17 protein-coding genes, 1 rRNA gene and 1 pseudogene are annotated in these 23,561 nt (G+C 72.3%); 15 read left to right on the top strand and 4 right to left on the bottom strand.

The window, feature by feature from the left end:
* A 5S ribosomal RNA gene (gene rrf, locus ACGFRB_RS28905) occupies nucleotides 1–91 on the top strand; the annotation flags it as partial.
* A gap of 71 nt (nucleotides 92–162) precedes the next feature.
* On the opposite strand, the pseudogene ACGFRB_RS28900 reads toward rrf, so the two are convergent.
* Nucleotides 163–270 (bottom strand): annotated as a pseudogene (locus ACGFRB_RS28900) (Uma2 family endonuclease); the annotation flags it as partial.
* Nucleotides 271–339: 69 nt separating this feature from the next.
* Between ACGFRB_RS28900 and ACGFRB_RS28895 the strand changes: the two are divergent.
* The 3 genes from ACGFRB_RS28895 (at nucleotide 340) to ACGFRB_RS28885 (ending at nucleotide 4,012) form a co-directional block, all read left to right on the top strand.
* A complete protein-coding gene (locus ACGFRB_RS28895; RefSeq protein ID WP_393247156.1) occupies nucleotides 340–2,535 on the top strand; it encodes a DEAD/DEAH box helicase in 2,196 nt (731 codons plus the stop codon).
* Between the two features lie 220 nt (nucleotides 2,536–2,755).
* Complete coding sequence (locus tag ACGFRB_RS28890; protein ID WP_363001658.1) at nucleotides 2,756–3,523, top strand: DUF4232 domain-containing protein; 768 nt, start codon at nucleotides 2,756–2,758, stop codon at nucleotides 3,521–3,523.
* Between the two features lie 171 nt (nucleotides 3,524–3,694).
* Nucleotides 3,695–4,012: a hypothetical protein gene (locus tag ACGFRB_RS28885; protein WP_363001656.1), complete on the top strand. Its 318-nt coding sequence runs from the start codon at nucleotides 3,695–3,697 to the stop codon at nucleotides 4,010–4,012.
* 162 nt (nucleotides 4,013–4,174) lie between these two features.
* On the opposite strand, the gene ACGFRB_RS28880 is transcribed toward ACGFRB_RS28885, so the two are convergent.
* Nucleotides 4,175–5,305, bottom strand: coding sequence for a threonine synthase (locus ACGFRB_RS28880; protein WP_393247154.1), 1,131 nt, complete (start codon nucleotides 5,303–5,305; stop codon nucleotides 4,175–4,177).
* 240 nt (nucleotides 5,306–5,545) lie between these two features.
* Between ACGFRB_RS28880 and ACGFRB_RS28875 the strand changes: the two genes are divergently transcribed.
* From ACGFRB_RS28875 to ACGFRB_RS28840, 8 genes are all read left to right on the top strand, one after another.
* Nucleotides 5,546–7,123, top strand: coding sequence for a S8 family serine peptidase (locus tag ACGFRB_RS28875; RefSeq protein WP_393247152.1), 1,578 nt, complete (start codon nucleotides 5,546–5,548; stop codon nucleotides 7,121–7,123).
* 392 nt (nucleotides 7,124–7,515) lie between these two features.
* The gene (locus ACGFRB_RS28870) at nucleotides 7,516–8,784 is read left to right on the top strand and encodes a DUF4190 domain-containing protein (protein ID WP_393247150.1); all 1,269 of its coding nucleotides are present in this window, start codon (nucleotides 7,516–7,518) and stop codon (nucleotides 8,782–8,784) included.
* A 162-nt stretch (nucleotides 8,785–8,946) separates the two neighbouring features.
* Nucleotides 8,947–9,696: a GntR family transcriptional regulator gene (locus ACGFRB_RS28865; RefSeq protein ID WP_363001648.1), complete on the top strand. Its 750-nt coding sequence runs from the start codon at nucleotides 8,947–8,949 to the stop codon at nucleotides 9,694–9,696.
* 247 nt (nucleotides 9,697–9,943) lie between these two features.
* Nucleotides 9,944–10,123: an SPOR domain-containing protein gene (locus tag ACGFRB_RS28860; protein ID WP_363001646.1), complete on the top strand. Its 180-nt coding sequence runs from the start codon at nucleotides 9,944–9,946 to the stop codon at nucleotides 10,121–10,123.
* Nucleotides 10,124–10,173: 50 nt separating this feature from the next.
* Nucleotides 10,174–10,584 (top strand): (deoxy)nucleoside triphosphate pyrophosphohydrolase, encoded by a 411-nt coding sequence (locus tag ACGFRB_RS28855; RefSeq protein ID WP_393247148.1) that lies wholly within the window; start codon nucleotides 10,174–10,176, stop codon nucleotides 10,582–10,584.
* Between the two features lie 276 nt (nucleotides 10,585–10,860).
* On the top strand, nucleotides 10,861–11,295 hold the full coding sequence (locus ACGFRB_RS28850; RefSeq protein ID WP_361232349.1) for an ATP-binding protein: 435 nt from the start codon (nucleotides 10,861–10,863) through the stop codon (nucleotides 11,293–11,295).
* 144 nt (nucleotides 11,296–11,439) lie between these two features.
* Complete coding sequence (locus ACGFRB_RS28845; RefSeq protein WP_393247146.1) at nucleotides 11,440–14,187, top strand: SpoIIE family protein phosphatase; 2,748 nt, start codon at nucleotides 11,440–11,442, stop codon at nucleotides 14,185–14,187.
* A 42-nt stretch (nucleotides 14,188–14,229) separates the two neighbouring features.
* Complete coding sequence (locus tag ACGFRB_RS28840; protein ID WP_393247144.1) at nucleotides 14,230–14,628, top strand: hypothetical protein; 399 nt, start codon at nucleotides 14,230–14,232, stop codon at nucleotides 14,626–14,628.
* A 59-nt stretch (nucleotides 14,629–14,687) separates the two neighbouring features.
* Here ACGFRB_RS28840 and ACGFRB_RS28835 read toward each other — a convergent pair whose 3' ends face one another.
* Nucleotides 14,688–16,403 carry a TPM domain-containing protein gene (locus ACGFRB_RS28835; RefSeq protein WP_393247142.1) on the bottom strand — a complete coding sequence of 572 codons (1,716 nt, stop codon included), beginning with the start codon at nucleotides 16,401–16,403 and terminating at the stop codon, nucleotides 14,688–14,690.
* Nucleotides 16,404–16,566: 163 nt separating this feature from the next.
* Between ACGFRB_RS28835 and ACGFRB_RS28830 the strand changes: the two genes are divergently transcribed.
* Nucleotides 16,567–17,628, top strand: coding sequence for a hypothetical protein (locus ACGFRB_RS28830; RefSeq protein ID WP_393247140.1), 1,062 nt, complete (start codon nucleotides 16,567–16,569; stop codon nucleotides 17,626–17,628).
* A gap of 97 nt (nucleotides 17,629–17,725) precedes the next feature.
* Here ACGFRB_RS28830 and ACGFRB_RS28825 read toward each other — a convergent pair whose 3' ends face one another.
* Nucleotides 17,726–17,962 (bottom strand): hypothetical protein, encoded by a 237-nt coding sequence (locus tag ACGFRB_RS28825; protein WP_363001636.1) that lies wholly within the window; start codon nucleotides 17,960–17,962, stop codon nucleotides 17,726–17,728.
* Nucleotides 17,963–18,353: 391 nt separating this feature from the next.
* Here ACGFRB_RS28825 and ACGFRB_RS28820 point away from each other — a divergent pair, with 391 nt between their 5' ends.
* Nucleotides 18,354–20,981, top strand: a complete 2,628-nt coding sequence (locus ACGFRB_RS28820; RefSeq protein WP_393247138.1) for an ABC transporter substrate-binding protein — start codon at nucleotides 18,354–18,356, stop codon at nucleotides 20,979–20,981.
* 345 nt (nucleotides 20,982–21,326) lie between these two features.
* Nucleotides 21,327–23,228, top strand: coding sequence for a translational GTPase TypA (gene typA / locus ACGFRB_RS28815; protein ID WP_363001632.1), 1,902 nt, complete (start codon nucleotides 21,327–21,329; stop codon nucleotides 23,226–23,228).
* The last annotated feature ends 333 nt before the right edge of the window (nucleotides 23,229–23,561 follow it).

Below are 23,561 nucleotides of genomic sequence, written 5' to 3'. Positions count from 1 at the left end.
GCCCGGTTACATTCCGAACCCGGAAGCTAAGCCTTTCAGCGCCGATGGTACTGCAGGGGGGACCCTGTGGGAGAGTAGGACACCGCCGAACAATCATTGTGGGGAAGCCCCGCACCTTATGGTGCGGGGCTTTTCTGCGTTTACGGGCCGATACCGCGAGGACTCCCGATGGGAGCTCGGTGTGTCGGGTGCCTCGGGAAGGCGGTCCAGGTCCTCCGCGAACCAGCCTTCCGCGCGGGGCGGATGCATCCAGTCGGGCAATGCGGCCATGGGTTCACGGTAGTGGAAGCGGTCGTGGCCGATGGGAGGATGCGGGGACGGTACGAGAGGGGCGGGCGCGTGGGGCGTGGGGAGCGGGAGACCGTCGCCGACGGGGTGCGGCTGTACGAGGCGGCGCGGGCCGTGGCAGGTGATCACGCCCGGGCGGTCGATGCCGTACGGGCCGCGCTGAAGCCGCTCCACGACGCGGCGGTCGCGCGAGAGCTCGACGCCCTGCCGGTCTCCCGGCTACAGGACGTCACCGAGGGGCGACTGCGGCTGGGGAACGTAGAGAAGAACGGTTTTGGCACGGTCGGGCGGGTGCTCGACGCGGGGGCCTATCGGCTGCGGCAGATACCCGGGGTCGGGCAGCGTACGGCCGATCAGGCGCTGGCCGCCGCGCGCCGGCTGGCCGAGGCCGTGCACGAGACGGTCGCCGTGCGCATCGACGTCGACCGGCCCGAGCCGGACACCACCGCGCTCGTGACCGCCCTGCACGTCCTGGTGGAGGCCGGTCCCGGCGCCCGGCGCGCGGTGGACCGCGCGGCGGCGCTGGCCGAGCGGATCGGTCCGCCGCTCGCCGGCGCGAAGCCCGCAGTGGGGCGGTTTCGGATGCTGCTGGCCGGTCAGGAGAAGCGGGCGCGGGCCCTGGCGGCGGTCGCCGAGGTCCGTGAGCTGACGGAGGAGGCGGCGCGGGAGGGCCTGCCCGAGCTGTTCGCGCAGGCCTCGGTGGACCTGCTGCGCGGACCGTCGTCCGAGGTGGCGGCCTGGGTCGACTTCGAGCTGCGCTCCGCCGAGTACTACAGCCTGCTGGCCGAGATCTCCGGCCGGCTGCCCGACGCGGCCGCCGCCGAGGGGTTCCTGCCGGAGGGCATCGCCGAGCGGGTCCGCGCCCAGCAGCTCGACGACACGTACCGGCGGGTCTCGCTGCGCGGCTATCAGGCGTTCGGCGCCCGCTTCGCCCTCGCCCAGCGCAAGGTGGTCCTCGGCGACGAGATGGGGCTCGGGAAGACGATCCAGGCGATCGCCGTCCTCGCGCACCTGGCCGCCGAGGGGCAGAGCCACTTCGTCGTGGTGTGTCCGGCGAGCGTCCTCGTGAACTGGACCCGGGAGATCGAGGCCCGCAGCGCGCTGCGGGCCGTGGTGCTCCACGGGCCCGACCGGCACGAGGCGTTCGCGGACTGGAAGGGCCGGGGCGGGGTCGGGGTGACCACGTACGAGGCGCTGCGCGGGTTTCCGGCGCCGGGCGGCGGGGAGGTCGGGCTGCTCGTCGTCGACGAGGCGCACGCGGTGAAGAACCCGCAGGCCAAGCGGTCGCAGGCGGTCGCGCTGTGGGCGGAGCGCTGTGAACGCGCCCTGTTCATGACCGGGACGCCGATGGAGAACCGGGTCGGGGAGTTCCGCAATCTGGTCCGGATGCTCGACGCCGGCGTCGCGGACGCCCTCGGCGGGCAGGGCGGACCGGTCGGCTCGGTCGCCTTCCGCAAAGCCGTCGCGCCCGTGTACCTCCGGCGCAATCAGGAGGACGTGCTGACCGAACTCCCGAGCCTCCAGCGGACCGACGAGTGGGAGCAGCCGAGCGCGTCGGACGACGCGGCGTACCGGGAGGCCGTGCACGCCGGCAACTTCATGGCGATGCGCCGGGCCGCCTACGCGCGTCCCGCGAACTCCGCCAAGCTGGAGCGGCTGCGCGAGATCGTCCGGGAAGCCGGTGAGAACGGGCAGAAGACGGTGGTCTTCTCGTACTTCAAGGACGTGCTCAGCGTGGTGAAGGACGCGCTCGCCGCAGAACTCGCCGGCGGCGGGGCGACGGTGTGCGGTCCGCTCGACGGCTCGGTTCCGGCCGCGCGGCGGCAGGGGATCGTCGACGAGTTCGCCGCCGTGCCGGGGCCCGCGGTGCTCCTGGCCCAGATCCAGGCGGCCGGTGTCGGGCTCAATATGCAGGCCGCCTCCGTCGTCGTGCTCTGCGAGCCGCAGATCAAGCCGACCATCGAGCACCAGGCGGTGGCGCGGGCCCATCGGATGGGCCAGGTCAGGCCGGTACGCGTGCACCGGCTGCTGACCACCGGGGGCGTGGACGAGCGGCTGGTCGCGATGCTGGAGGAGAAGAGCCGTCTCTTCGACGCGTATGCCCGGCGCAGTGCCGTGGCCGAGGCGGATCCCGACGCCGTCGACGTGTCGGACACCGAGCTGGCCCGCCGGATCGTCGAGGAGGAGCAGGCGCGTCTCGGGGCCGGAGATACGAGCGGGGGCCGGCCTGTGCCCGACCGGCCCTGACCCGACAGGTCCGATCCCCGGCCCTGACCCGGGGTGACCGGACTCCGGCCGTCCGGGCGCGTGAGGATGGCGTGAGGGTGCCGGGTGGGCGGCGAAGTCGCAGGTGAGCGGGCGGCAAGAGGGCGTTAGCGGTACGCAAGCCGGACGGCAAGGGCGGGCGCGACAGTAGAGGTGGCACCGAGTGCGGGGCCGTCCGAACTGAACCGGGGGAAGAAGGACCATGCGTAACCACCGTAAGAACTCCAAGAACACCGTCCTGGCCGTCGCTGCCGTCGCCGCCCTGTCGCTGGGCCTCACCGCCTGTGGCGGCGGGGACGACAAGGGCCGGGACGAGGGCGCCGGGGCCGCCTCCGCCCCCGCTTCGGCTTCCGCGTCCGCCGGCGCCGCGGCCGCGAACGGCTCGCAGGACTCCACCGCGACGGACACGTCCGGCACGACCACCGAGGCCACCACCGCCTCCACCTCCGGCGGCTCGAAGAGCAGCGGTTCGGGCACCGGCGGTTCGGCTTCCTCCGGCAAGGCCGCGGCCCCGGCCGCCGCCAAGGCTTCGGGCTCCACCCCGAGCTGCACGTTCAAGGACGTGAAGGTCACCGCGGAAAAGGCCGACGAGGTCCCGACCGAGCACATCACGCTCACCGCGAAGAACATCTCCGGCCACTCCTGCCGTCTCGAGGGCTACCCGCTGCTCGCGTTCGGCCAGATCCAGACCGCCAAGGACATCCCGGCCGTCGCCAAGAGCAAGCCGGCCGCCCCGGTCGTCCTGGCGGCGGGTGCCCCCGCGTACGCGAATGTGCGCATCGCCAACGGTGGTGTCCACGAGGACAACAAGGTCGTCACCTCCTTCAGCGTCAACTTCTTCACCGGTGGCGCGCCCACCGAGGGCAGCGTCGACGTCAAGGCTCCGGCGGGCGGTCTGGCCGTGGACGAGGCCGTCGCCAAGACGGGCTACTGGACGTACGAGCTGCGCAACGGCGCCGACGAGTTCTGAGCCGGCGGGTTTCGATCCGACGAGCTCCGATCCGGCGGGTACTGACGCGGCCGGCTCCGGGACGACGAACTCCGGTTCCGTTTCCCGGCCTCGGCCCGGCGGCCCGCGGGCCCGGAAGCGGGAAATCCGGAAGCCCGGAACCCGGGCGGCTCCTTGCTCGTCCTCCTGGCCATGAAGGACGGAATCGGCTGTCTTGCTCTTCTGGGCGGCTTCCTGACCGGATTCCTGGTCTGGGGGATGGGTGCGGGTCCCGCTCTGGCCGGGGACTTCGAGGGGGAGGGGCGCAACCTCAGCGTGCTGTGGGTGCAGTTGCCGGTGCTGCTGGTCGCCACGCCCGCCCTCGCGCTCGCCGTCTGGGCGCTGCTGCGCCGCAGGCGGCCCGCGCTGCTCGCCCTGGCGCTGGCGGCGACCCTCCTCGCGGCCGGATGGCTGGGCTCGGAGTGGATGGCGACGACCAAGCCTCGGATCGCGTATGAACAAGGGGCCTGACGTTCGCGCCTGACGTTTCCTCGGTGAATCCGCCTCCGTACTCTCGCGGTTCGCGCTCGGCGCGTCCCGCGAGGAGTGCTTCGAGGAGTGCTTCGAGGAGTGCTTCGAGGAGTGCTTCGAGGAGGAGCGGGCCGCGCTCGTCCGGCACGAGGCGCACGACACCTACCGGACCGGCTGAGGCCCTTCCTCCGGCGGGGCCGCGAGGCCCGTCTTCGCGCCCGCCCCGCACAGCGGTACGACGGTGGTGCCGGGGCGCGGTGGGGTGGCGCGGACGGCGGCCCAGCAGGCGACGCCGGTCGGTTCCACGTACAGTCCGCGTCGCGCCAAGTCGAGCTGAGCCGAACGAAGTTGCTCCTCCGTCACGGTGAGGAAGGTGCCGCCGGTGGCGCGGACCGCGCGCAGGATCTGCGCGGCGCGCGGCGGGTTCGGGATGGCGATGCCCTCGGCCAGGGTGGGCCGGACGGCGGCTGGTTCGGGCAGGTCGTCCGCGCCCGCGTGGAAGGCGGCGGCGAGCGGCGAGACAGCCTCGGCCTGGACCGCGACGAGCGCGGGGCGGCGGTCGACGAGCCCGTGGCCGTACAGTTCCTCGATCGCGAGGGCCACGCCCAGCAGCAGGGTTCCGTTGCCGACGGGGACGACCACGGTGTCCGGGAGCCGGCCGCCGAGGTCCTCCCACAGCTCGTACGCGTACGTCTTCGTACCGTGCAGGAAGTGCGGGTTGTACACGTGCGAGGCGTAGAACACCCCCGGCTCGTCGGCGGCCAGACGGGCCGCGCGGGCCGTCGCCTCGCGGTCCCCGGGGACGATCACCACACGGGCGCCGTGCGCGCGGATCTGCTCCAGCTTCTTCGGCGACGTGCCCTCGGGGACGTACACGGAACAGTCGAGACCGGCGCGGGCGCAGTAAGCGGCCACGGCCGTACCGGCGTTGCCGCTGCTGTCGGCGATGACCGTGTCGGGGCCGAGGCGGCGGGCCAGCTCGGCGAGCATCACCGCGCCGCGGTCCTTGAACGACAACGTCGGTGACAGGAAGTCGAGTTTGGCGGACACCGTGTCGGTCAGCGGGACCAGGGGCGTGCGTCCCTCGCCGAGGCTGATGTGCGGGATCTCGGTGGCGAGCGGAAGAGCTTCCGCGTAACGCCACAGTGAATTCACGCGGGACGGAAGGGACTTCGGGTCCACGGGGGCAGCGGCGAAGTCGAGGTCCCAGGGGCCCCGGCAGCGCGGGCAGCACCAGGTGAGAGCGGACGCGGGGGCATGGGCCCGGCAGCGGGGGCACACGTAGGCCGTCATGGCCGCAAGTCTGTCAGCCGTGTGTCGGCCGTGTGGCGCGACGCTCGGGACTCTTGTGCGATTCCTACGAGTCGGTCAATCTTTCGCTACGTACCCGGACGTGATGAGCGGCGCGGATCCCCCCGTGCGTGCTTGTCATGTCCATGGTGATTGTTGTCGTTCGTCGAACCAGGCACCGCTCCGCGTTTTCCGGTGCCGCACCCCCACCGCAGCGCACCACCTATGAGGAGGACCCCTCACATGTCCGTGATGCGTGACTCGCGCCGCAGGCTCGCCGCTGTCGGCGCCGCGGCCGTCGCCGCCCTCGCCGTCGGCTCCCTCTCCGGCCTCCCGGCCGCCGCCGCCCAGGGCCCCGCCGAAGGTGTCGTCCTGAACGCCGGTGCGGAAGGGACCGTCCCCGGCAGCTACATCGTCACCCTGCGCGACTCCGCCGCCCGCGCGGACTCGCCGCAGGGCCGGGCCGTCGCGACGAAGTTCGGCGCCAAGATCAAGCGGACGTACCACGCCGCGCTCAACGGCTACGCGGTCGAACTCTCCGAGGCACAGGCCAGGAAGCTCGCCGCCGACCCGGCCGTGGCCTCCGTCAGCCAGAACCGCCGCTTCACGATCGACGGCGCCCAGCCCTCCCCGCCGTCCTGGGGCCTCGACCGGATCGACCAGAAGGCGCTGCCGCTCAACCAGAGCTACACGTACCCGGACACCGCCGGCCAGGGCGTCACCGCGTACATCATCGACACCGGTGTCCGCATCACCCACGGTGACCTCGGCGGCCGCGCCTCCTACGGCTACGACGCCATCGACAACGACAACACCGCCCAGGACGGCCACGGTCACGGCACCCACGTCGCCGGCACCGTCGCGGGCAACTCGTACGGCGTCGCCAAGAAGGCGAAGATCGTCGGTGTCCGCGTCCTCGACAACTCCGGTTCCGGCACCACCGATCAGGTCGTCGCCGGCATCGACTGGGTGACCGCGAACGCCGTGAAGCCGGCCGTCGCCAACATGAGCCTCGGCGGCGGGGTCGACACCGTCCTCGACGACGCGGTGCGCCGCTCGATCGCCTCCGGGGTCACGTACGCCGTCGCCGCCGGCAACGAGACCGACAACGCGGCCAACCACTCGCCGGCCCGTGTCGCCGAGGCCATCACGGTCGGCGCGACGACGTCCACCGACGCCAAGGCCAGCTACTCCAACTACGGCGCGGGGCTCGACCTGTTCGCGCCCGGCTCGTCCATTACCTCGTCCTGGAACACCAGCGACACGGCCACCAACACCATCTCGGGCACGTCGATGGCCACCCCGCACGTCGTGGGTGCCGCGGCGCTCTACCTGGCGGACCACCCGACCGCGACCCCGGCCCAGGTCGAGGCGGCCCTGACCACCGCCGCCACCCCGAACGTGGTGACCAGCCCCGGCACCGGCTCCCCGAACCGGCTGCTGTACGTGGGCAGCGGCGACACCACCCCGCCCACCGGCAAGCGCTTCGAGAACAACACGGCGTACACGATCAACGACAACGCGACCGTCGAGTCCCCGATCACCGTCACCGGTGTCACCGGCAACGCCCCGGCCACCCTCCAGGTCCCGGTGAACATCAGCCACACCTACATCGGTGACCTCCAGGTCCAGCTGATCGCCCCCGACGGCTCGGCCTACACGCTGAAGGCGTTCGGCACCGGCGGCAGCGCCGACGACATCAACACCACGTACACCGTCAACGCCTCCTCGGAGGTCGCGAACGGCACGTGGAAGCTGCGGGTCACGGACAACTACACGTACGACACCGGCCGGATCAACTCCTGGGCGCTGCAGTTCTGATCTGACGCGGGCGCGCGCGGAGCGGGAGTGAGGAGGGGGGGGGGGGGGGGGGGGGGGTGTGCGCGGGGGGGGGGGGGGGGGGGGGGGGGGGGGGGGGGGGGGGGCCGGGCCCCCCCCCCCCCCCTCTTCCGCGTGCGTCGGGGCCGGTGAGGCTCGCAAGATCGCCCCCTTGGCCCCGAAACACGTAGGATGCGCGCGCCCGTTCGAATTTAATTCCCGTCCCGATGAGGAGCACCGTACTCGTGGACCCCGCCCCGCCGCCGCAGGATTCCCCGACCCCGCAGCCGCCCCAGGAGCCGGGGCAGGACGGATCCGCTTCCGAGGCTGTGCCCGGGGCCGAGACTGTGTCCGGGTCCGCGACCGAGGCCGCCTCGCCTTGGGCCGCTCCCGACATGGCCAAGGGGTCGGCGCCGGGTGCCGGGGCCGACGCGGGTGCGGGGGCCGGCGTCGGCCAGGCGCCCGTGCCCGGCCCCTACGGGAGCCCGCCGCCCGGCCCGTACGGGGTGCCGGGCCCGTACACCTCGCCCATGCCCGGCCCTTACGGCCCCTACGGGACCGGCGCGGTCCCGTACGGGATGCCGCCCGCTCCCCAGCCCGCCACCAGCGGCCTCGCGGTGGCCTCCCTCGTGAGCGGCATCGTGTGCTGTCTGCCGCCGCTCGGGCTGGTCCTCGGCCTGATAGCCCTGCCCCGCATAAAGAAGAGGCAGCAGCGGGGCAAGGGTCTCGCCGTCACCGGCATCGTCCTGTCCGCGGTGTCCAGCCTGCTGATGGGCCTGGGTTTCGTGACGGGCGCGTTCTCCGACTTCTGGTCGGGAGTCAGGGACGGTGTGCGGGAGGCCGGTTCCTCGGCCGAGTCCCTGGGGCTGAAGAAGGGCGACTGCTTCCGTATCGACCTCACGTCGGAGGAGCCCGTCGACGACGTCGAGAAGATCGCCTGCACCCGACTGCACGAGGGTGAGGTCACGGGGCGTTTCAAGGTGACGGGCTTCACCGGGTGGCCGGGCATCGAGGCCGTCGACGAGATCGCCGAGGAACGCTGCGACCGGTTCAACAAGGCGTACGCGATGGACACCTGGGCCCTTCCCGAGTCCGCGGGCGTCTACTACTTCGCGCCCGAGAAGCGGGGCTGGAAGGCCGGGGACCGCACGGTGGTCTGCGGGATCGTCACCGACGAGGACCTCTTCGCCGCTTCCGTGCGCGTGGACGAGACCACGCTCGACTCCGAGCAGCTGCACTACCTCCGCACCATGAACTCCATCGACGACGCCCTCATGACGGAGCCGGAGGCGGACGCGGACGAGGACCTGGGGTCCAACCGGAAGTGGGCCCGGGCGGTGCACCGCGCGGTCACGACGGCGTCGAGCGAGCTGAGCGGGCACGACTGGACGCACCCCGCCGACGCGCGGGTCGCCCGGCTGACGAAGGACCTGGACGAGGCGGCGCGGAGCTGGCACCAGCTGGCGACGGCGAAGGACGCGGATGCCTTCTGGGAGGCATATGACGCGGCGTTCGAGGGGCTGGCGAGGGAGAAGGAGGTGGCCTCGCGTTCCGCGCTGCGGCTCCACGCGGTTCCGCCGGCCGACGGCAGTGAAGACGACGGCGGCAGCGGCAGCGGCAGCGGCAGTGGCAACGGTGGTGACGGCGGCGGCGAGAAGGTCTGATCGCTCGGGGAATTCCGACGGGAGTTCGGTGGCTATACCTGCGGTAAGGGCCTGCGTAAAGGCGAATCATCACTTCGAGTGAAACTCTGGCCCATGCTTGCGGCTGTGCACCCTCGGTTGCGAATCTGTGGCTCACAGTCAAGCTGAGGGGAGTGTCCAGCGATGTTCGGTGACCAGCCCGCTTATCTGCGCGTGGCGAGCGATCTCCGGGAGAAGATCGCCAACGGTTCGCTTCCCCCGCACGCCCGGCTTCCCTCGCAGGCTCGTATCCGCGCGGAGTACGGGGTGTCGGACACCGTCGCGCTGGAGGCGCGCAAGGTCCTCATGGCCGAGGGGCTGGTCGAGGGGCGCTCCGGCTCGGGGACCTACGTGCGCGAACGGCCCGTGCCGCGCCCGATCGCCCGTTCCGGGTACCGCCCGGCGAGCGGGGCGAGCTCCTTCCGGCAGGAGCAGGCGGCCGACGGGGTGCGCGGCACCTGGGAGTCGAGCAGTGAGCAGGAGCCGGCGAGCGCCGAGATCGCGGAGCGGCTCGGCGTCGAGGTGGAGGAGCGGGTGATGCGCACCCGGTACGTGTACCGGGACGGGGGCGAGCCGATGATGATCTCCACCTCCTGGGAGCCGCTCTCCGTCACCGGCCGGACCCCGGTGATGCTTCCCGAGGAGGGCCCGCTGGGCGGGTGCGGGGTCGTCGAGCGGATGGCCGCGATCGACATCGTCGTGGACAACGTGGTGGAGGAGATCTCGGCCCGGCCAGGCGTCGCGGGGGAGCTGCTGACCCTCGGCGGGGTGCCGGGGCATGTGGTGCTGGTGATCGAGCGGACGTACTACGCCTCCGGGCGCGCGGTGGAGACCGCCGACATCGTCGTTCCGGCGGATCGCTACAAGCTGGCGTATCACCTGCCGGTGCGCTGACCGGTCTGCTGCCGGCCGTCGGCCGCCGAGGGGGGAGGGCCGGTCGGTGTCTGCCGCCGCGATCACGGCGGCGGGCACCGGACGATCGCGCCGAAGTGGTGTGTCCGCGTCGTTACTGGCCGGATACTTTCCTCTTCGTAAAAACCCGTATCCGCTGAGTAAAGGTCGGGCGTAAGCTCGGGCATATGCGGATCGCGATTTCCGGGGTCTCGTGGCGTGCGACCGGAGCGGCGGAGGGGGAAGTCCGATGACTGACAGTGGTTCCGATCTGAACTGGCTGGTCATCCGGCAGGACGACAACGGCGGCCGCTACCGCGTCGGCCGGTACGCGACCCAGGACGAGGCGCAGCGGATCGCCGACAGCTTCGAGGACCGCGGGCACCGGCAGACCTACTGGGTCGAGCGCGTCGGTCAGCCCGCGCTCTGACGCGGGATCCCCGGGCTCCGGCCGGCGCGCCGGGGGTTACGCTCCGCCCCATGACAGATCAGTGCACCGACCCCGTCGTGGTCGTCGCCGGAGCCCTTGTCGACGGGGGCCGGCTGCTCGCCGCGCGCCGCAGCACCCCCGCCGAACTCGCGGGCCGCTGGGAGCTGCCCGGCGGCAAACTCGAACCGGGGGAGAGCCCCGAGGAAGCACTCGTCCGGGAACTGCGCGAAGAGCTGGGCGTCGAGACCGAGATCGGTGACCGTATCCCCGGCGAGTGGGTGCTGAAGCCCGGTTACATCCTGTGGGTGTGGGGTGTCGGTCTGCGCTCCGGGAGGCCGGAGCCGCGGCAGGAGCACGACGAGCTGCGCTGGCTGACCCGCGGTGAACTGGACTCCGTCGACTGGCTCGACCAGGACCGCCCCGCCGTCGCCGAGGCCGCGGCCCGGCTGCTGCCCGCGTAGTCCTCGCGGGTGGGCCGGCGCACCGGCGTACGGACGTACGAGCATGTGGCCGTGAGATCGATCCGGCTCCCGAGGGCCGGCGGTCCGGACGGTCGGGCGCCTCGCCGGTGCGGGCCGGTCCGCTCCTCGCGCCGGTCCCGTACGCCCGGTCCACCTCGTACACAGTCCTCCGTACGCCGTTCGTACCACCACGTTCCGCCCGGCGGCGCCGTCGCGATATCCCTATCCAGATTCGGGTATGTCGGTAGTAACCGCCCGAAATAGGACGTGGGTCTTGTGATCGACACCGAAGGCGATTGTGCCGAGTGGCATTTCCCGGCCGAAGCCAATGCCGTGCGCACAGCCCGCCATGCGGTCCGGGACACCCTGCGGACCTGGCGGCTGGAGGGCGCGTTCGGGGATGTGACCGTCCTCCTCGTCAGCGAGCTGGTGACCAACTCGCTGCGTTACGCCTCCGGCCCCATCGGTGTCCGTCTGGTGCGCCGTCACCCCGACGGGAACGGGTCCGGCGGCCGGTCCGGGGAGGTGCCCACCCTCCGTGTGGAAGTCTCCGATCCGCTCCCGGAATGGCCCACCACCCGCCTGGCCGGCCCCGACGACGAGGGCGGCCGGGGCCTTCAGCTCGTCGCCCGTTCCGCCCGCCGCTGGGGGACCCGAGTGGGCGGCAGCGGTAAAACGGTGTGGTTCGAGCTCGCCCTCCCTGGTGAGTAAGAAGAGTGGGACGACGATCAGCGGGCCTCGGCCGGAGACGAACGAGATCACCCTGTGATCGTGAACGTCGTGCCGACCAGGGCCATCGTGCTGAATACTGCGCACATGGCCGGTCCGGTGCGGTGAGCTGGAGGGGACGGTCGCGTGAGCGAGATACCTGAGACGGCGAACGGGGCGACGCGTGGCGTCGTGTGGCAGAGCAGCCCGCCCGGGTCGATCTATGACTACATCCGGGTCGCCTCCTTCTCGATCGGCCCCGACGGGCTGGTCGACCAGTGGAGCAGACGCGCCGCCGAACTCTTCGGAGTAAGCGCCGAGGAGGCCCGGGGCAAGGACCCGGTCGAGGTGTTCATGCCCGCCCACCTCCGCGAGCGCGGCCATCGCAGGGTCCGGGAGATCCTGGACGGCCGGGAGTGGACGGGCCTGGTCCCCTTCCACCAGCCGGGCGAGGAGCGTCCGCACGGCATCGCCGAGATGTACGTGATGCCGAGCGAGACCGGGAACGGGCAGCGGGCCGCGCTGTGCGTCGTGGTCGATGTCCGCGCCCTGCGCCGGATCGAGACCGACCTCGCCGCCTCGCAGGCTATTTTCGGCCAATCCCCCTTCGGTTTCCTGCTCTTCGGCACCGATCTCACCGTGAAGCGCACCAACCGCCGCTTCGCCACCGTCTTCGGCGGCACCACCGACGACCACCGCGGCCGGACCGCGTACGACTATCTCCCCCACGCCGAGGCCGAGCGGATGACCGCCGCCCTGCGCAAGGTCCTGGAGACCGGCGAGGCCGTCACCGATCTGGAGATCGTCGGCGCCGCCCCCGGCGCCAGGGACCGGCGCCACTGGTCCATCAATCTCTACCGGGTGCACAGCGGCAGCGGCCGTCCCGTCGGGGTCGCCGGTCTCGGCATCGACGTCACCCGCCGCCACAACGCCGCCCGCGAGGCGGCCAGCGCCCGCCGCAACCTCGCCCTGCTCAACGAGGCCGGCGCCCGTATCGGCACCACCCTCGACCTCCAGGCCACCGCCCGCGAGCTGCTGGACGTCGCCGTCCCCGGCTTCTGCGACTTCGCGGCCGTCGACCTCTACCAGGGGCTGCTCACCGGCGACGAGGCCCCGCCCGGCCGCTGGGGCGGCTCCCAGGACATCGGGTACGGGGCGGGCAGCGCCGAGGTGCGCCGGGTCGCCGTCGCCAGCGCGGTGCCCGACACTCCCGTACGGCTCGGGCGGCAACGGCACACCGGGGCCGTGGGCCTAGACGTACCCCCGGCGCGTGACGGGGAGGCGGCCGAGGCCGGGAACGCCGGCGAGATGTCCCACGGCACGGCGTCCCATGGCACGGGCACGCCCGGCCCCGCGTCCCCCGAAGCCGCGTCCGACCGGGCGATGGCCCCCGCCCCCCTCGCGGGCGGCGCGTGCGGCGACCCCGCCCCCATCAAGGTCGGCTCCGTCCACCGCTTCCCCTTCAACTCGCCCTGCGCCGGAGCCCTGCGCACCGGCCGTCCGCACACCGTCCCCGGCCCGGACGGCAGCGTCGTCCAGTCCACCCTCGTCGTCCCGATGGTCGCCCACGACACCACCGTCGGACTCGCCCAGTTCTCCCGTGCCATGGGCAGCGAGCCCTTCGGCGAACGCGACCGCGCCCTCGCCGTCGAACTCGCCGCCCGCGCCGCCGTCTGCATCGACAACGCCCGCCTCTACCGGCGCGAGCACGAGCGCGCCCTCATCCTCCAGCGCAGCCTGCTGCCGCCCGGCGACCCGGAGGCCGCCGGGCTCGACATCGCCTGCCGCTATCTGCCCGGCACGGTCGGCTCCGAGGTCGGCGGCGACTGGTTCGACGTCATCGAACTCCCCGGCCACCGCACCGCCCTGGTCATCGGCGACGTCATGGGCCGCGGGCTGCGCGCCGCCGTCGCCATGGGCGAGCTGCGCACGGCCGTACGCACCCTCGCCCAGCTCGACCTCGAACCCGCCGAGGTGCTGTCCCACCTCGACGAGATCGCCCGCGGCCTCGGCGCCCCGGGCGGCGCCCAGCAGTCCGCCCGCGCGCACAAGAGCCGCGGCCCCGAACTGTCCGAGGTCTACCTCGCGACCTGCGTCTACGCCGTCTACGACCCGGTCACCCGCCGCTGTACGTTCGCCAACGCGGGCCATCTGCCGCCCGCGCTGGTCGAACCCGGCCGGGCGGCCCGGCTGCTCGACGTACCGCCGGGGATGCCGCTCGGCGTCGGCGGCGAGCCGTTCGAGGAGGTCACCGTCGAACTGCCCGAGGGTGCGCTGCTCGCCCTCTACACCGACGGGCTCGTCGAATCCCGCGACCATCCGCTGGACGAGGGCCTGAAGGCCTTCCGCACCGCGCTGACCGGCCCGGACCAGCCGCTGGAGGACGTCTGCGACCACGTCCTGACCACCCTCGACACCGGGCACGGCGAGGACGACATCGCCCTGCTCATGGCGAGGATCCAGGGCCTGCCCGGCGACGCCGTGGGGGACTGGCGGCTGCCCCGCGAACCCCGTTCGGTCGGCCGCGCCCGCGAACTGGCCCGGGCCCAGCTCACCGCCTGGGAGCTGGAACCGTTGGTGGACACCGTCGAACTGCTCGTCAGCGAACTCGTCACCAACGCTCTGCGCTACGGCGAGGGCGAGATCCGGCTGCGGCTGCTGCGCGAACGCACCCTGGTCTGCGAGGTGTGGGACGCGGGTCTGGTCCAGCCCCGGCGCCGGCGCGCCAAGGACACCGACGAGGGCGGCCGAGGGCTCCAGCTCGTCGGTCTGCTCAGCGCGGGGTGGGGGGCGCGCCGTACGCCGCACGGCAAGACGGTGTGGTTCGAGCTGGCGCTGCCGGGCGGGGAGGGGGCGGCGGAGCCGACGGTCGACCAGCTGCTCAGCATGTTCTGAGTGTTCTGACGGACGGCAGGAGGCACGGGGGAGGCTTCGCGCGTGGAGTGGTTCGAACAGGCCCAGGAAGCGGAACGACGCCAGGACTGGGACACGGCCATCGCGGTGGTGAGCGCCCATGCCGCGCGCCACTCCGGTGATGAGGCCTGGCACGACAGTCATTTCTGGCATATGCACTTGCTCGCCCAGGCGGGACGGCTCCCGGAACTCGCGGAACGCGCTCCGACGTGTGTCCACGCGCGTCGGAAACTGAACAGAGCGCTGAGCGAGCGGGGGAGGGAGACGGAGCTGCGCACGCGCGCCGAGGACGGCGACCGTGACGCGTTGTACGTCGTTCTCCGGCTGCTGTGCGTGTCGCGGCGGGTCGAGGAGGCCCGTCGAGTGGTGCGGGACGTCGCCCCAGAGCATGAGTACGCACACGGGATCGTGGCCCGTTACTGATCGCTGTACCGCCGATTGCCGCCGAGGTCTGCCGGGTCTGCCGGGCGTGGCGTACGGGGTCAGCTCCGGCTCAGCGGCCCCAGGCGGCGGCGCGTGGTCTCGCCGCCGTAGGCCACGACGACCGGGCCGGTGTCGTCTCCGATGCCGTCCTTGGAGCCGGGGAGGACGATGCCGCCGAGTACGGCTCCGCCGAGGCCCGCGCGGCCGATTCCGGCGGGACTGCCCGCCGTGCCGCCCAGGCCGGCGGGGTTTCCGTACCGCCGTACGTCCTGTTCGGCGAGATCCCGCGCGAGCCTGGCGAACCGTTCCGCCTGCTGGGCCTCGATGAGTGCGGACTGGGGTGCGGTGGCGGCGAGCTGTCCGGACAGGTCGAGCCGGCGGCGGGCCTCGGCCAGGCGGGTGCGGGCCTCGGCGCCGGCCGCGCCCCGGTGGGCGGTCACGTAGCTGTCGGCCGCGCCGAGTGCGGCGCGGGCGGTCAGGGTCGCCGGGCCGAGCAGCGCGTGGGCGCGCGGGGCGGTGCCGGGGGCCTGGTCGAGGGCGGCGCCCGCGGCCACGACCAGGCGCAGCGCGTCCAGCGGGTCGTACCGGCCGGAGGCCACCTCCGTCCGTACCTCCGCGAGCGCGGCGGCGGCGCGCCGGACCCGGCCCCGGGGGTCGGCCGAGGGCCCGCCGTCCGGCGGCTCCCGGAGCAGCGGACCGGCCTCGGCCAGGGCGGCCTCGGATGCGGTGAGCGCGCCGGGCAGCTCGGCTTCGGCCGCCGCGAGTTCGGCGGCCCGCCGCTCCACCGCCTCGGTCAGCAGGGCCGTCTGGCCGACGGCGGACTCGGCGGCCCGGACGTACCCGGCGGCGGAGGCCGGATCGCCCTCGTCCAGGCACTGGTGGGCCTGATTGACGGTGAGCGTGGCGAACACCAGCCGGTCCTTGGCCTGCTCGACGTGGTCGCAGACCGGAGCCGCGGCGGACGCGGGGTACCGCGCGCGCAGCGCGGCCAGCGCCGTCTGCGCCGAGGCCACCGGGCCGGTCCGGGCGCGGAACGCGCGCTCGGCGTCCGCCAGCGCCCCGGGGGCGGTGCGCTCCCGGTCGCGCAGCCGGTCGAAGGCGGTCGCCTGGGCGTCGAGACGGGCTCCGGCGGCCGTGCAGCGGCGCAGGATCTCGTCGAGGAGGGCGCGGCGGCTCGCGTCGTCCTCGGGTACGTCGTCGTCGAGCTGTTGCCGCAGCCCGAACGCGGCAGCGACCTCGTCCCGCGCGAACACCACGGCCTCGGCGAAGGGTTCCAGGGCCGCGGCGCCGCACCGGGCGGTGACGGCGTCCAGTTCCTCCCGGCTGGTGCGGACGGCGTCGTCGGCGGCGATGAGAGCCCGCCGGGTGCGGTGGCCGAGCGTGTCGAGCGGGGCGGCCGGCGGTTCCCGGGGAGTGCCCCAGCCCGCGCCCCCGGCGGCGGCGCCCCAGCCCTTGCCGCCGGGGGTGGTACGGGTCGCGGTGCGGCGCCGGCGCTTGGTGTAGCCGTACGTGGTCACGACGCCCACCACGCCGACCAGGGCCACGGGCAGGATCAGATCGCCGCCCGAGGAGTGGGCGGCGGCCGGTACGGCGAACGGCACGACCGGCGGGACGCGGGTGATCGGCGCGGTGGGTGGGGTGGCGGGCATGGTGGTGGAGGCGGGCGAGGCGGGCGAGGCGGCGTGGGGGCCGGGCCCGGCGGAGGCGGCGGGCATGAGCGGCCAGCACACCGTCACCAGTGCCGAGAGCAGGGCCACGCTGGCTCTTCGCGTCACAAAAAGGAGGCTATGTCCGGGGTGGGAGGTCCGCGACCGGGCCGTTCGGCCCCTCCGAAGGCCTTGCCGAAACCATTTTCCACAGGCCTGCGTCACTGTCGGTGACTGACGCTACCGTGAGGGCAGTGAGCAACGGGTGAACCGACGACTCCGGGGGGCCAGGGTGAGCGAACGACAGCAGCGACGCCAGGGACGGTGGCGGCGCGGGTGGCGGCGGGGGCGCTGGTGGGTGCTGGGATTCGTCCTGGTGCTTCTTGTACCGGTACTGGTCGCGGGTACGGCGCTGCGGCTCAACTACACAGGGGAACCGGCGGCCGGCACCACGAGCCGTGGCAAGGACGTCATCTGGCTCGGGCACGCCTGGGTCGACGGCCGCAAGAGCGACGCCGACCTCGCCGCCTTCGCCGCGCGGATCAAGGGCACGGGCATACGCGATCTCTACGTCCACGCCGGACCGCTGGAGCACGACGGCACCCTGCCCGCCGACCGTCACCCGCGGGCGCGGTGGCTGACCGACGCCGTCCACCGCACGATGCCCGGGATCCGGGTGCACGCCTGGCTGGGCGACGTGCTCGCGTCCGAAGGCCCGACCGGGCTGCGCATGGAGGACGCCGCGACCCGGACCGCGGTGACGGGATCCGCCCGGCAGATCCTCGACACCGGCTTCGACGGCGTCCATTTCGACTTCGAGCCGCTGCACTCCGGCGACCGGGACTATCTGTCCCTCCTCGACGAACTGCGCCGGCTCACCCGCGCGCGGCACGCCCTGCTGTCGATCGCCGCACACCAGATAGACCCGCTGCCGGCCGCCCACCGGGTCGCCGGTGTGGTGAGCGGAGGCCGCCAGAAGTGGTGGTCGCAGGAGTTCTTCGGGCAGGTCGCCCGGCGGGTCGACCAGATCGCGGTGATGTCGTACGACACCTGGATGCCACTGGAGGGCCTGTTCGGCGGCTATGTCGCCCAGCAGACCGCACTCGCCCTGGAGGTGACGCCCGAGAGCACCGATCTCCTCATGGGCGTGCCCTTCTTCCACGACAACGGCATGGGGCACCACGCGTCGGCCGAGACGGTCTCCGCCGCCGTCCGGGGTATACGCCTCGGTCTGAGCCGTACGGACCCGCACCGCGAGCGCTTCGGCCTCGCGCTCTATGTCGACTTCGCCGCGGAGGAGGGGGACTGGACGGCGTACCGGAAGGACTGGAACGGAGCACTGACACCGAGGTGATCGCCGAGGGGTGATCCCCGGAGGCCGCCGCGTTCCCGCGCCTCGCCCTCCCGACGGGGTGCGACGGGGTGCGACGGGGTACGACAGATGCCGGCCGCTACGGCGCGTGGCGGTCGCGCATGCCCAGCCCCTCGTCGTCGGAGGCCGAGTCGGCCCACATCGTGCGGTCGTACGGGGTGTCGGGGATGGTCACGATGCTCTCGGCGCGGCCCTCGACGGGGGTCACGGGTCCGCCCGGCCGCTCCTCGGAGAGGCTTCGTTCCAGCTGTCCGACAGTGCGGACCAAGTCCTCAAGGCAGCGCTTCACGGCCGCCAGATCGTCCTGAACGGACATGCTCGCCCTCACTTCCGCGTGGGCCCGCAGGGTGCCGCGGGCCGGGCTGCGGCCTCCGCGAGCGCGCGTGCGGCGGTGGGGTGCGCGGTGGGCGGTGATCGGTGAGCGGCGGGCGGGTTACGCGCGCCGCCGCCCCTCGTCGCCCCTCGTCATCCCGCGTCGTCCCCTCGTTCACTGCCGTCCGCCGCCGTCGTTCCCGCCGGAAGCCGGGTGCACGTGATGCCACTTCTCCGGAGCGTGCCCCTGCCGCGAGGAGATTGGGCCGCACGAGTGGGGTTGGCCGCGGGTGCCGCCGTGTCTCCGTCACCGGAACCGCTCCGTCCTCTTCAGTGTAGGAGCAATAGGTGTGATCATCTCCAAATGTCACAATCCGGACGAAGGGGTACATGTCATGGCCCAGGTCGGCGTCCCTCGCGGGAGGACGGGCTTCCGGAGCCCCCGCTCCCGCACGCTCCGTTCCGTCGCCACCCTCGGCAGCGCGGTGCTCACCCTCTCCGTACTCGCCGGATGCAGCTCCGGGGGCGAAGGCGACGACCAGCCCACCGCCGCCCAGGACGACGCCCCGGCGGCCCGCGACAAGATCACGGACGGGGGAAGCCTGCGCTGGGCCGTCGACGCGGTGCCCACCACCCTCAACACCTTCCAGGCCGACGCCGACGGGGCCACCGCCCGCATCGCCGGAGCCGTCCTGCCCGCGCTGCACACCCTCGACGAGCGCGGCAGGCCCAAGCTCAACCCCGACTACCTGGAATCCGCCGAGATCGTCGAGACCGAGCCCCGGCAGGTGGTCCTCTACAAGCTCCACCAGCAGGCGGTGTGGAGCAATGGCCGGGAGATCGGCGCCCCCGACTTCGTCGCCCAGTGGCGTGCCCTCAGCGGCCGCAACACCGCCTACTGGACCGCCCGCAACGCGGGCTACGAACGGATCGAGAAGATCGAGCGCGGCAAGAACGACCTGGAGGTACGGGTCACCTTCGCCAAGCCCTACGCCGACTGGCGGGCCCTGTTCACCCCGCTGTACCCCAAGGAGGTGATGGGCTCCCCGGACAGCTTCAACGACGGCGCCCGCACCGCGCTGAAGGCGACCGCGGGGCCGTTCACGCTGAAGTCCGTCGACCGCGACAGCGGACACGTCACGCTCGCCCGCAACCCGCGCTGGTGGGGCAGGACCGCCAAGCTCGACAGCATCGTGCTGACCGCGGTGCCCCGCGCCGAGCGGGCCGCCGCGCTCGCCGCCGGGAAGCTGGATCTGGCGGACGTCGACCGCTCCGCCGCCGAGCGGATCGCCCTCGCGGTCCGCGACGCGCGCTCGGGCCACGCCGGGACGAAGGCGCTCACCCATGGCCCCGGCGCCGGGATCACCCCCGCCGCCGCGTTGAAGTCCTGGGCGCTGGCGTACGGCTCCGACGAGGAGAAGGCCGCCGAGGCGCAGGCCGCCCGGGAGCAGAACCAGGAAGCCGTCGAGCGGTACGCGCGCGAGCAGAAGGGCCTCGGCCGCTTCGTCGTCCGCAAGTCCCTGGAGCCCGCCTACACCCAGCTCTCCCTCAACGGGGAGACCGGGCCGCTGTCCGACGAGCGGGTCCGCCGGGCGGTGGCCCGCGCGCTCGACCGCAAGGAGCTCGCCGAGGTCGTCCTGAAGCCGCTCGGTCTGCCCGCCCAGCCCCTGGGCAGCCATCTCGCGCTCGCGGGGCAGGCCGCGTACGCCGACAGCAGCGACGCCCTCGGCGCGCAGGACACCAAGGAGGCGCAGGCGCTGCTCGCGGACGCCGGCTGGGTGCCGGGCGGCGCGCTGAAGAAGCCGCAGGCCAAGACGAAGGCGGGCAGCGAGGCCGTCAAGCCGGACGCCGCCGGTGAAGACACCGAGAAACCCGAGAAACCCGAGAAGACCGAGCAGTCCGGAGAGGCCGGGAAGACCGGCGAGAAGAAGAAGTCCGACGACAAGACCGCCCGCGGCGCCGCCAAGCACGGGGCGGCCGACGACGACGTCCCCACCAACGACGGTCTCTACATCGTCGGCGAGGACGACAAGCCCGGCGACCGCCGGCCCGCCGCCGCACTCGTCGGTGGCCGTCCGGCCCGCCCCGCTGACGTCCTCGCCCCGGCGCTCGCCGCCGGCACCGCCTTCCAGAGCGCCGCCCTGCTCCGCCAGGCCGAGGCCCTCGACCTGGTCATCGACCGCGAGGCGGGCGCGGAACCGGAATCCCGCCCCCGCGCCGACAGCCACGCAGGCACCAGGCCCGCAAGCCAGGACAAGGGCGGCGCCCAGGCCCAGACCGAGCCCCGCACGGAGCCGCAGGCCGGCGCTCACCCCGCCCACCCCGTCGCCGGCGCCTACGCCCCGCGCGGCACCGCCGCCCCGGCCCCCGCCGCCGTGGACGGCGCGAACCAGGCGCTCGGCAAGGACGGCAAGCCGCTCAGCCTCCGCTTCGTCCTGCCCTCCGGGCCGGGCTCGGAGTCGCTGCGCGCGGTCGGCGACCGGATCGTGCGGATGCTGGACGCGGTCGGGATCCGTACCGAGGTCACCAAGGTCCCGGACGACAGCTTCTTCAAGGACCACATCGCCTCCGGCGACTACGACCTGGCCCTCTACTCCTGGCCCGCGACCGCGTACCCGGCCACCGACGCCCGTCCGATCTACGCCAAGCCCGAGCCCGCCTCGGACGGCTCGCTCATCGTCGAGCAGAACTACGCGCGTGTGGGCACCGACCGGATCGACCAGCTCTTCGACCAGGCGGCGGCCACCCTCGACGAGGACGAGGCCCGCGACCTGGTCCGCCAGGCCGACGCCCGGATCTGGGCCGCGGCCGGTTCGATCCCGCTCTATCAGCGCCCGCAGCTGGTGGCGGCCAAACCGGACATCGTGAACGCGGGCGCCTGGGGCCTCGCCGCCCCGCGCTACCAGGACATCGGGTACAAGAAGCCCGGATCGAGCGGCCCGGACAAGGAGTCCGGGGGGACCAAGGGGAACAACGAGAACAGGGAAACCGGGGAAAACCGGGAAACCGGCGAGAGGCGTTAGCGTTTCCTTTCGAAGCGGCGGCCCCCGCCGGGGCCCCGCACCGGCTGAAAGGCCATGTCGCAAGCTCAGAAGCGGCTCAATTTCCTTGCCCGCCGGGGCCTGCGGCGGGCAGGATCGCGACCGACCCTTGACCCGGCAGCAGGACCCGGAACCGGCTTCGCCCCGAACCTCTCCGCTCGGCTCCGGTGTACGTCGAACCCCTCAGTAGACCCTCTCGGATCACCTCCCGGGAAGCCCCTTGCGTGGCAGCCCCGTACCATGGGGGATAGCCGTGGCGCGTCCGCCCGGCGGGCGTAAGAGGAACAGACGCCGATTCCCACGATCCGAGAGAAGCGCAAGCCACCCATGCCCACGCGCCACGACATCCGTAACGTCGCCATCGTCGCCCACGTCGACCACGGCAAGACGACCATCGTCGACGCCATGCTCAAGCAGGCCGGTGCCTTCGCCGCCCACCAGCAGCTCGACGACCGCATGATGGACTCGAACGACCTGGAGCGTGAGAAGGGCATCACGATCCTCGCCAAGAACACGGCGGTGAAGTACCACCCCAAGGACGGCGGGGCGCCCATCACGATCAACATCATCGACACCCCCGGTCACGCCGACTTCGGTGGCGAGGTCGAGCGTGGTCTGTCGATGGTCGACGCCGTCGTTCTGCTCGTGGACGCGTCCGAGGGCCCGCTGCCGCAGACCCGCTTCGTGCTGCGCAAGGCCCTTCAGCAGCGCAAGCCGGTCATCCTCTGCATCAACAAGACGGACCGCCCGGACTCCCGGATCGACGAGGTCGTCAACGAGACCTACGACCTCTTCCTCGACCTGGACGCCGACGAGGACCAGATCGAGTTCCCGATCGTCTACGCCTGTGGCCGTGACGGCATCGCCTCGCTGACCAAGCCGGAGGACGGCACGGTCCCGCAGGACTCCGAGAACCTGGAGCCGTTCTTCTCCACGATCCTGGAGCACGTCCCGGCCCCGGCCTACGAGGAGGACGCGCCGCTCCAGGCCCACGTCACCAACCTCGACGCCGACAACTTCCTCGGCCGTATCGCGCTGCTCCGTGTCGAGCAGGGCGAGCTGCGCAAGGGCCAGACGGTCGCGTGGATCAAGCGTGACGGCTCGATCGCCAACGTCCGCATCACCGAGCTGATGATGACCGAGGCGCTCACCCGCAAGCCGGCCGAGGTCGCCGGCCCCGGCGACATCTGCGCCGTCGCCGGTATCCCCGACATCATGATCGGCGAGACCCTGGCCGACCCGGAGAACCCGATCGCGCTGCCGCTGATCACGGTCGACCAGCCGGCCATCTCCATGACCATCGGCACGAACACCTCGCCGCTCGTCGGCCGTGGTGGCACGGGCAAGGGCGCGGACGCGAAGAACGCCGTCAAGGACCGCAAGGTCACCGCCCGCCAGGTGAAGGACCGCCTGGACCGCGAGCTCATCGGTAACGTCTCGCTCCGCGTCCTCGACACCGAGCGCCCGGACGCCTGGGAGGTCCAGGGCCGTGGTGAGCTCGCGCTCGCCATCCTGGTCGAGCAGATGCGCCGTGAGGGCTTCGAGCTCACCATCGGCAAGCCGCAGGTCGTCACCAAGGAGGTCGACGGCAAGATCCACGAGCCCGTCGAGCGCCTCACGGTCGACGTTCCCGAGGAGCACATGGGCGCCGTCACCCAGCTCATGGGTGTCCGCAAGGGCCGCATGGACAACATGTCGAACCACGGCTCCGGCTGGGTCCGCATGGAGTTCGTCGTTCCGTCCCGTGGCCTCATCGGCTTCCGTACGGAGTTCCTCACCAACACCCGCGGTACGGGTATCGCCCACTCGATCCACGAGGGCCACGAGCCGTGGTTCGGCACGCTGACGACCCGTAACAACGGTTCGCTGGTCGCCGACCGCGCCGGCGCGGTCACCGCCTTCGCGATGACGAACCTGCAGGAGCGCGGCGTCCTGTTCACCGACCCCGGCACCGAGGTGTACGAGGGCATGATCGTCGGCGAGAACTCGCGCTCCGACGACATGGACGTGAACATCACCAAGGAGAAGAAGCTCACCAACATGCGCTCCTCCTCCGCGGACTCCTTCGAGGCGATCGTCCCGCCGCGGAAGCTCTCCCTGGAGCAGTCGCTGGAGTTCTGCCGTGACGACGAGTGCGTCGAGGTCACCCCGGAGGCCGTGCGTATCCGCAAGGTCGTCCTGGACCAGAAGGAGCGCGGTCGTTCCGCCTCCCGCGCCAAGAACAGCTGATAGCGGACTTCTTCGGCGAATTACCGAATAACGGGCTCGGCCCCCACGTCAAGTGGGGGCCGAGCCCTTTTCGCGAGCTGTTGCCTCAATCTTCCGTCAAGTTGGTTTCAAACGCCGAGTGTCCGGTAATCGAGCGTCGCTCTCCGGAACGTGTGTTAACGGTCCGTTTCGTCGCTGTCTGTCTGTGCTCACTTTGTCCATATTTCGGCCGTCAAGGCAGCTGTGATGTTGTCAAAACGAGACCGCTTAGCTGTGGTTTACAGCCCAGACGTACTTAATAGTTGGCTCCATTGAGCTCGGGTCAATGGGTCACGCACTGTGGGGAGTGCCGAC

The organism is Streptomyces sp. NPDC048718, assembly GCF_043198875.1.
GTDB lineage: Bacteria > Actinomycetota > Actinomycetes > Streptomycetales > Streptomycetaceae > Streptomyces.
Note: the sequence above shows the minus strand (reverse complement) of the source record. Positions and strands in the feature narration are given on the sequence as shown.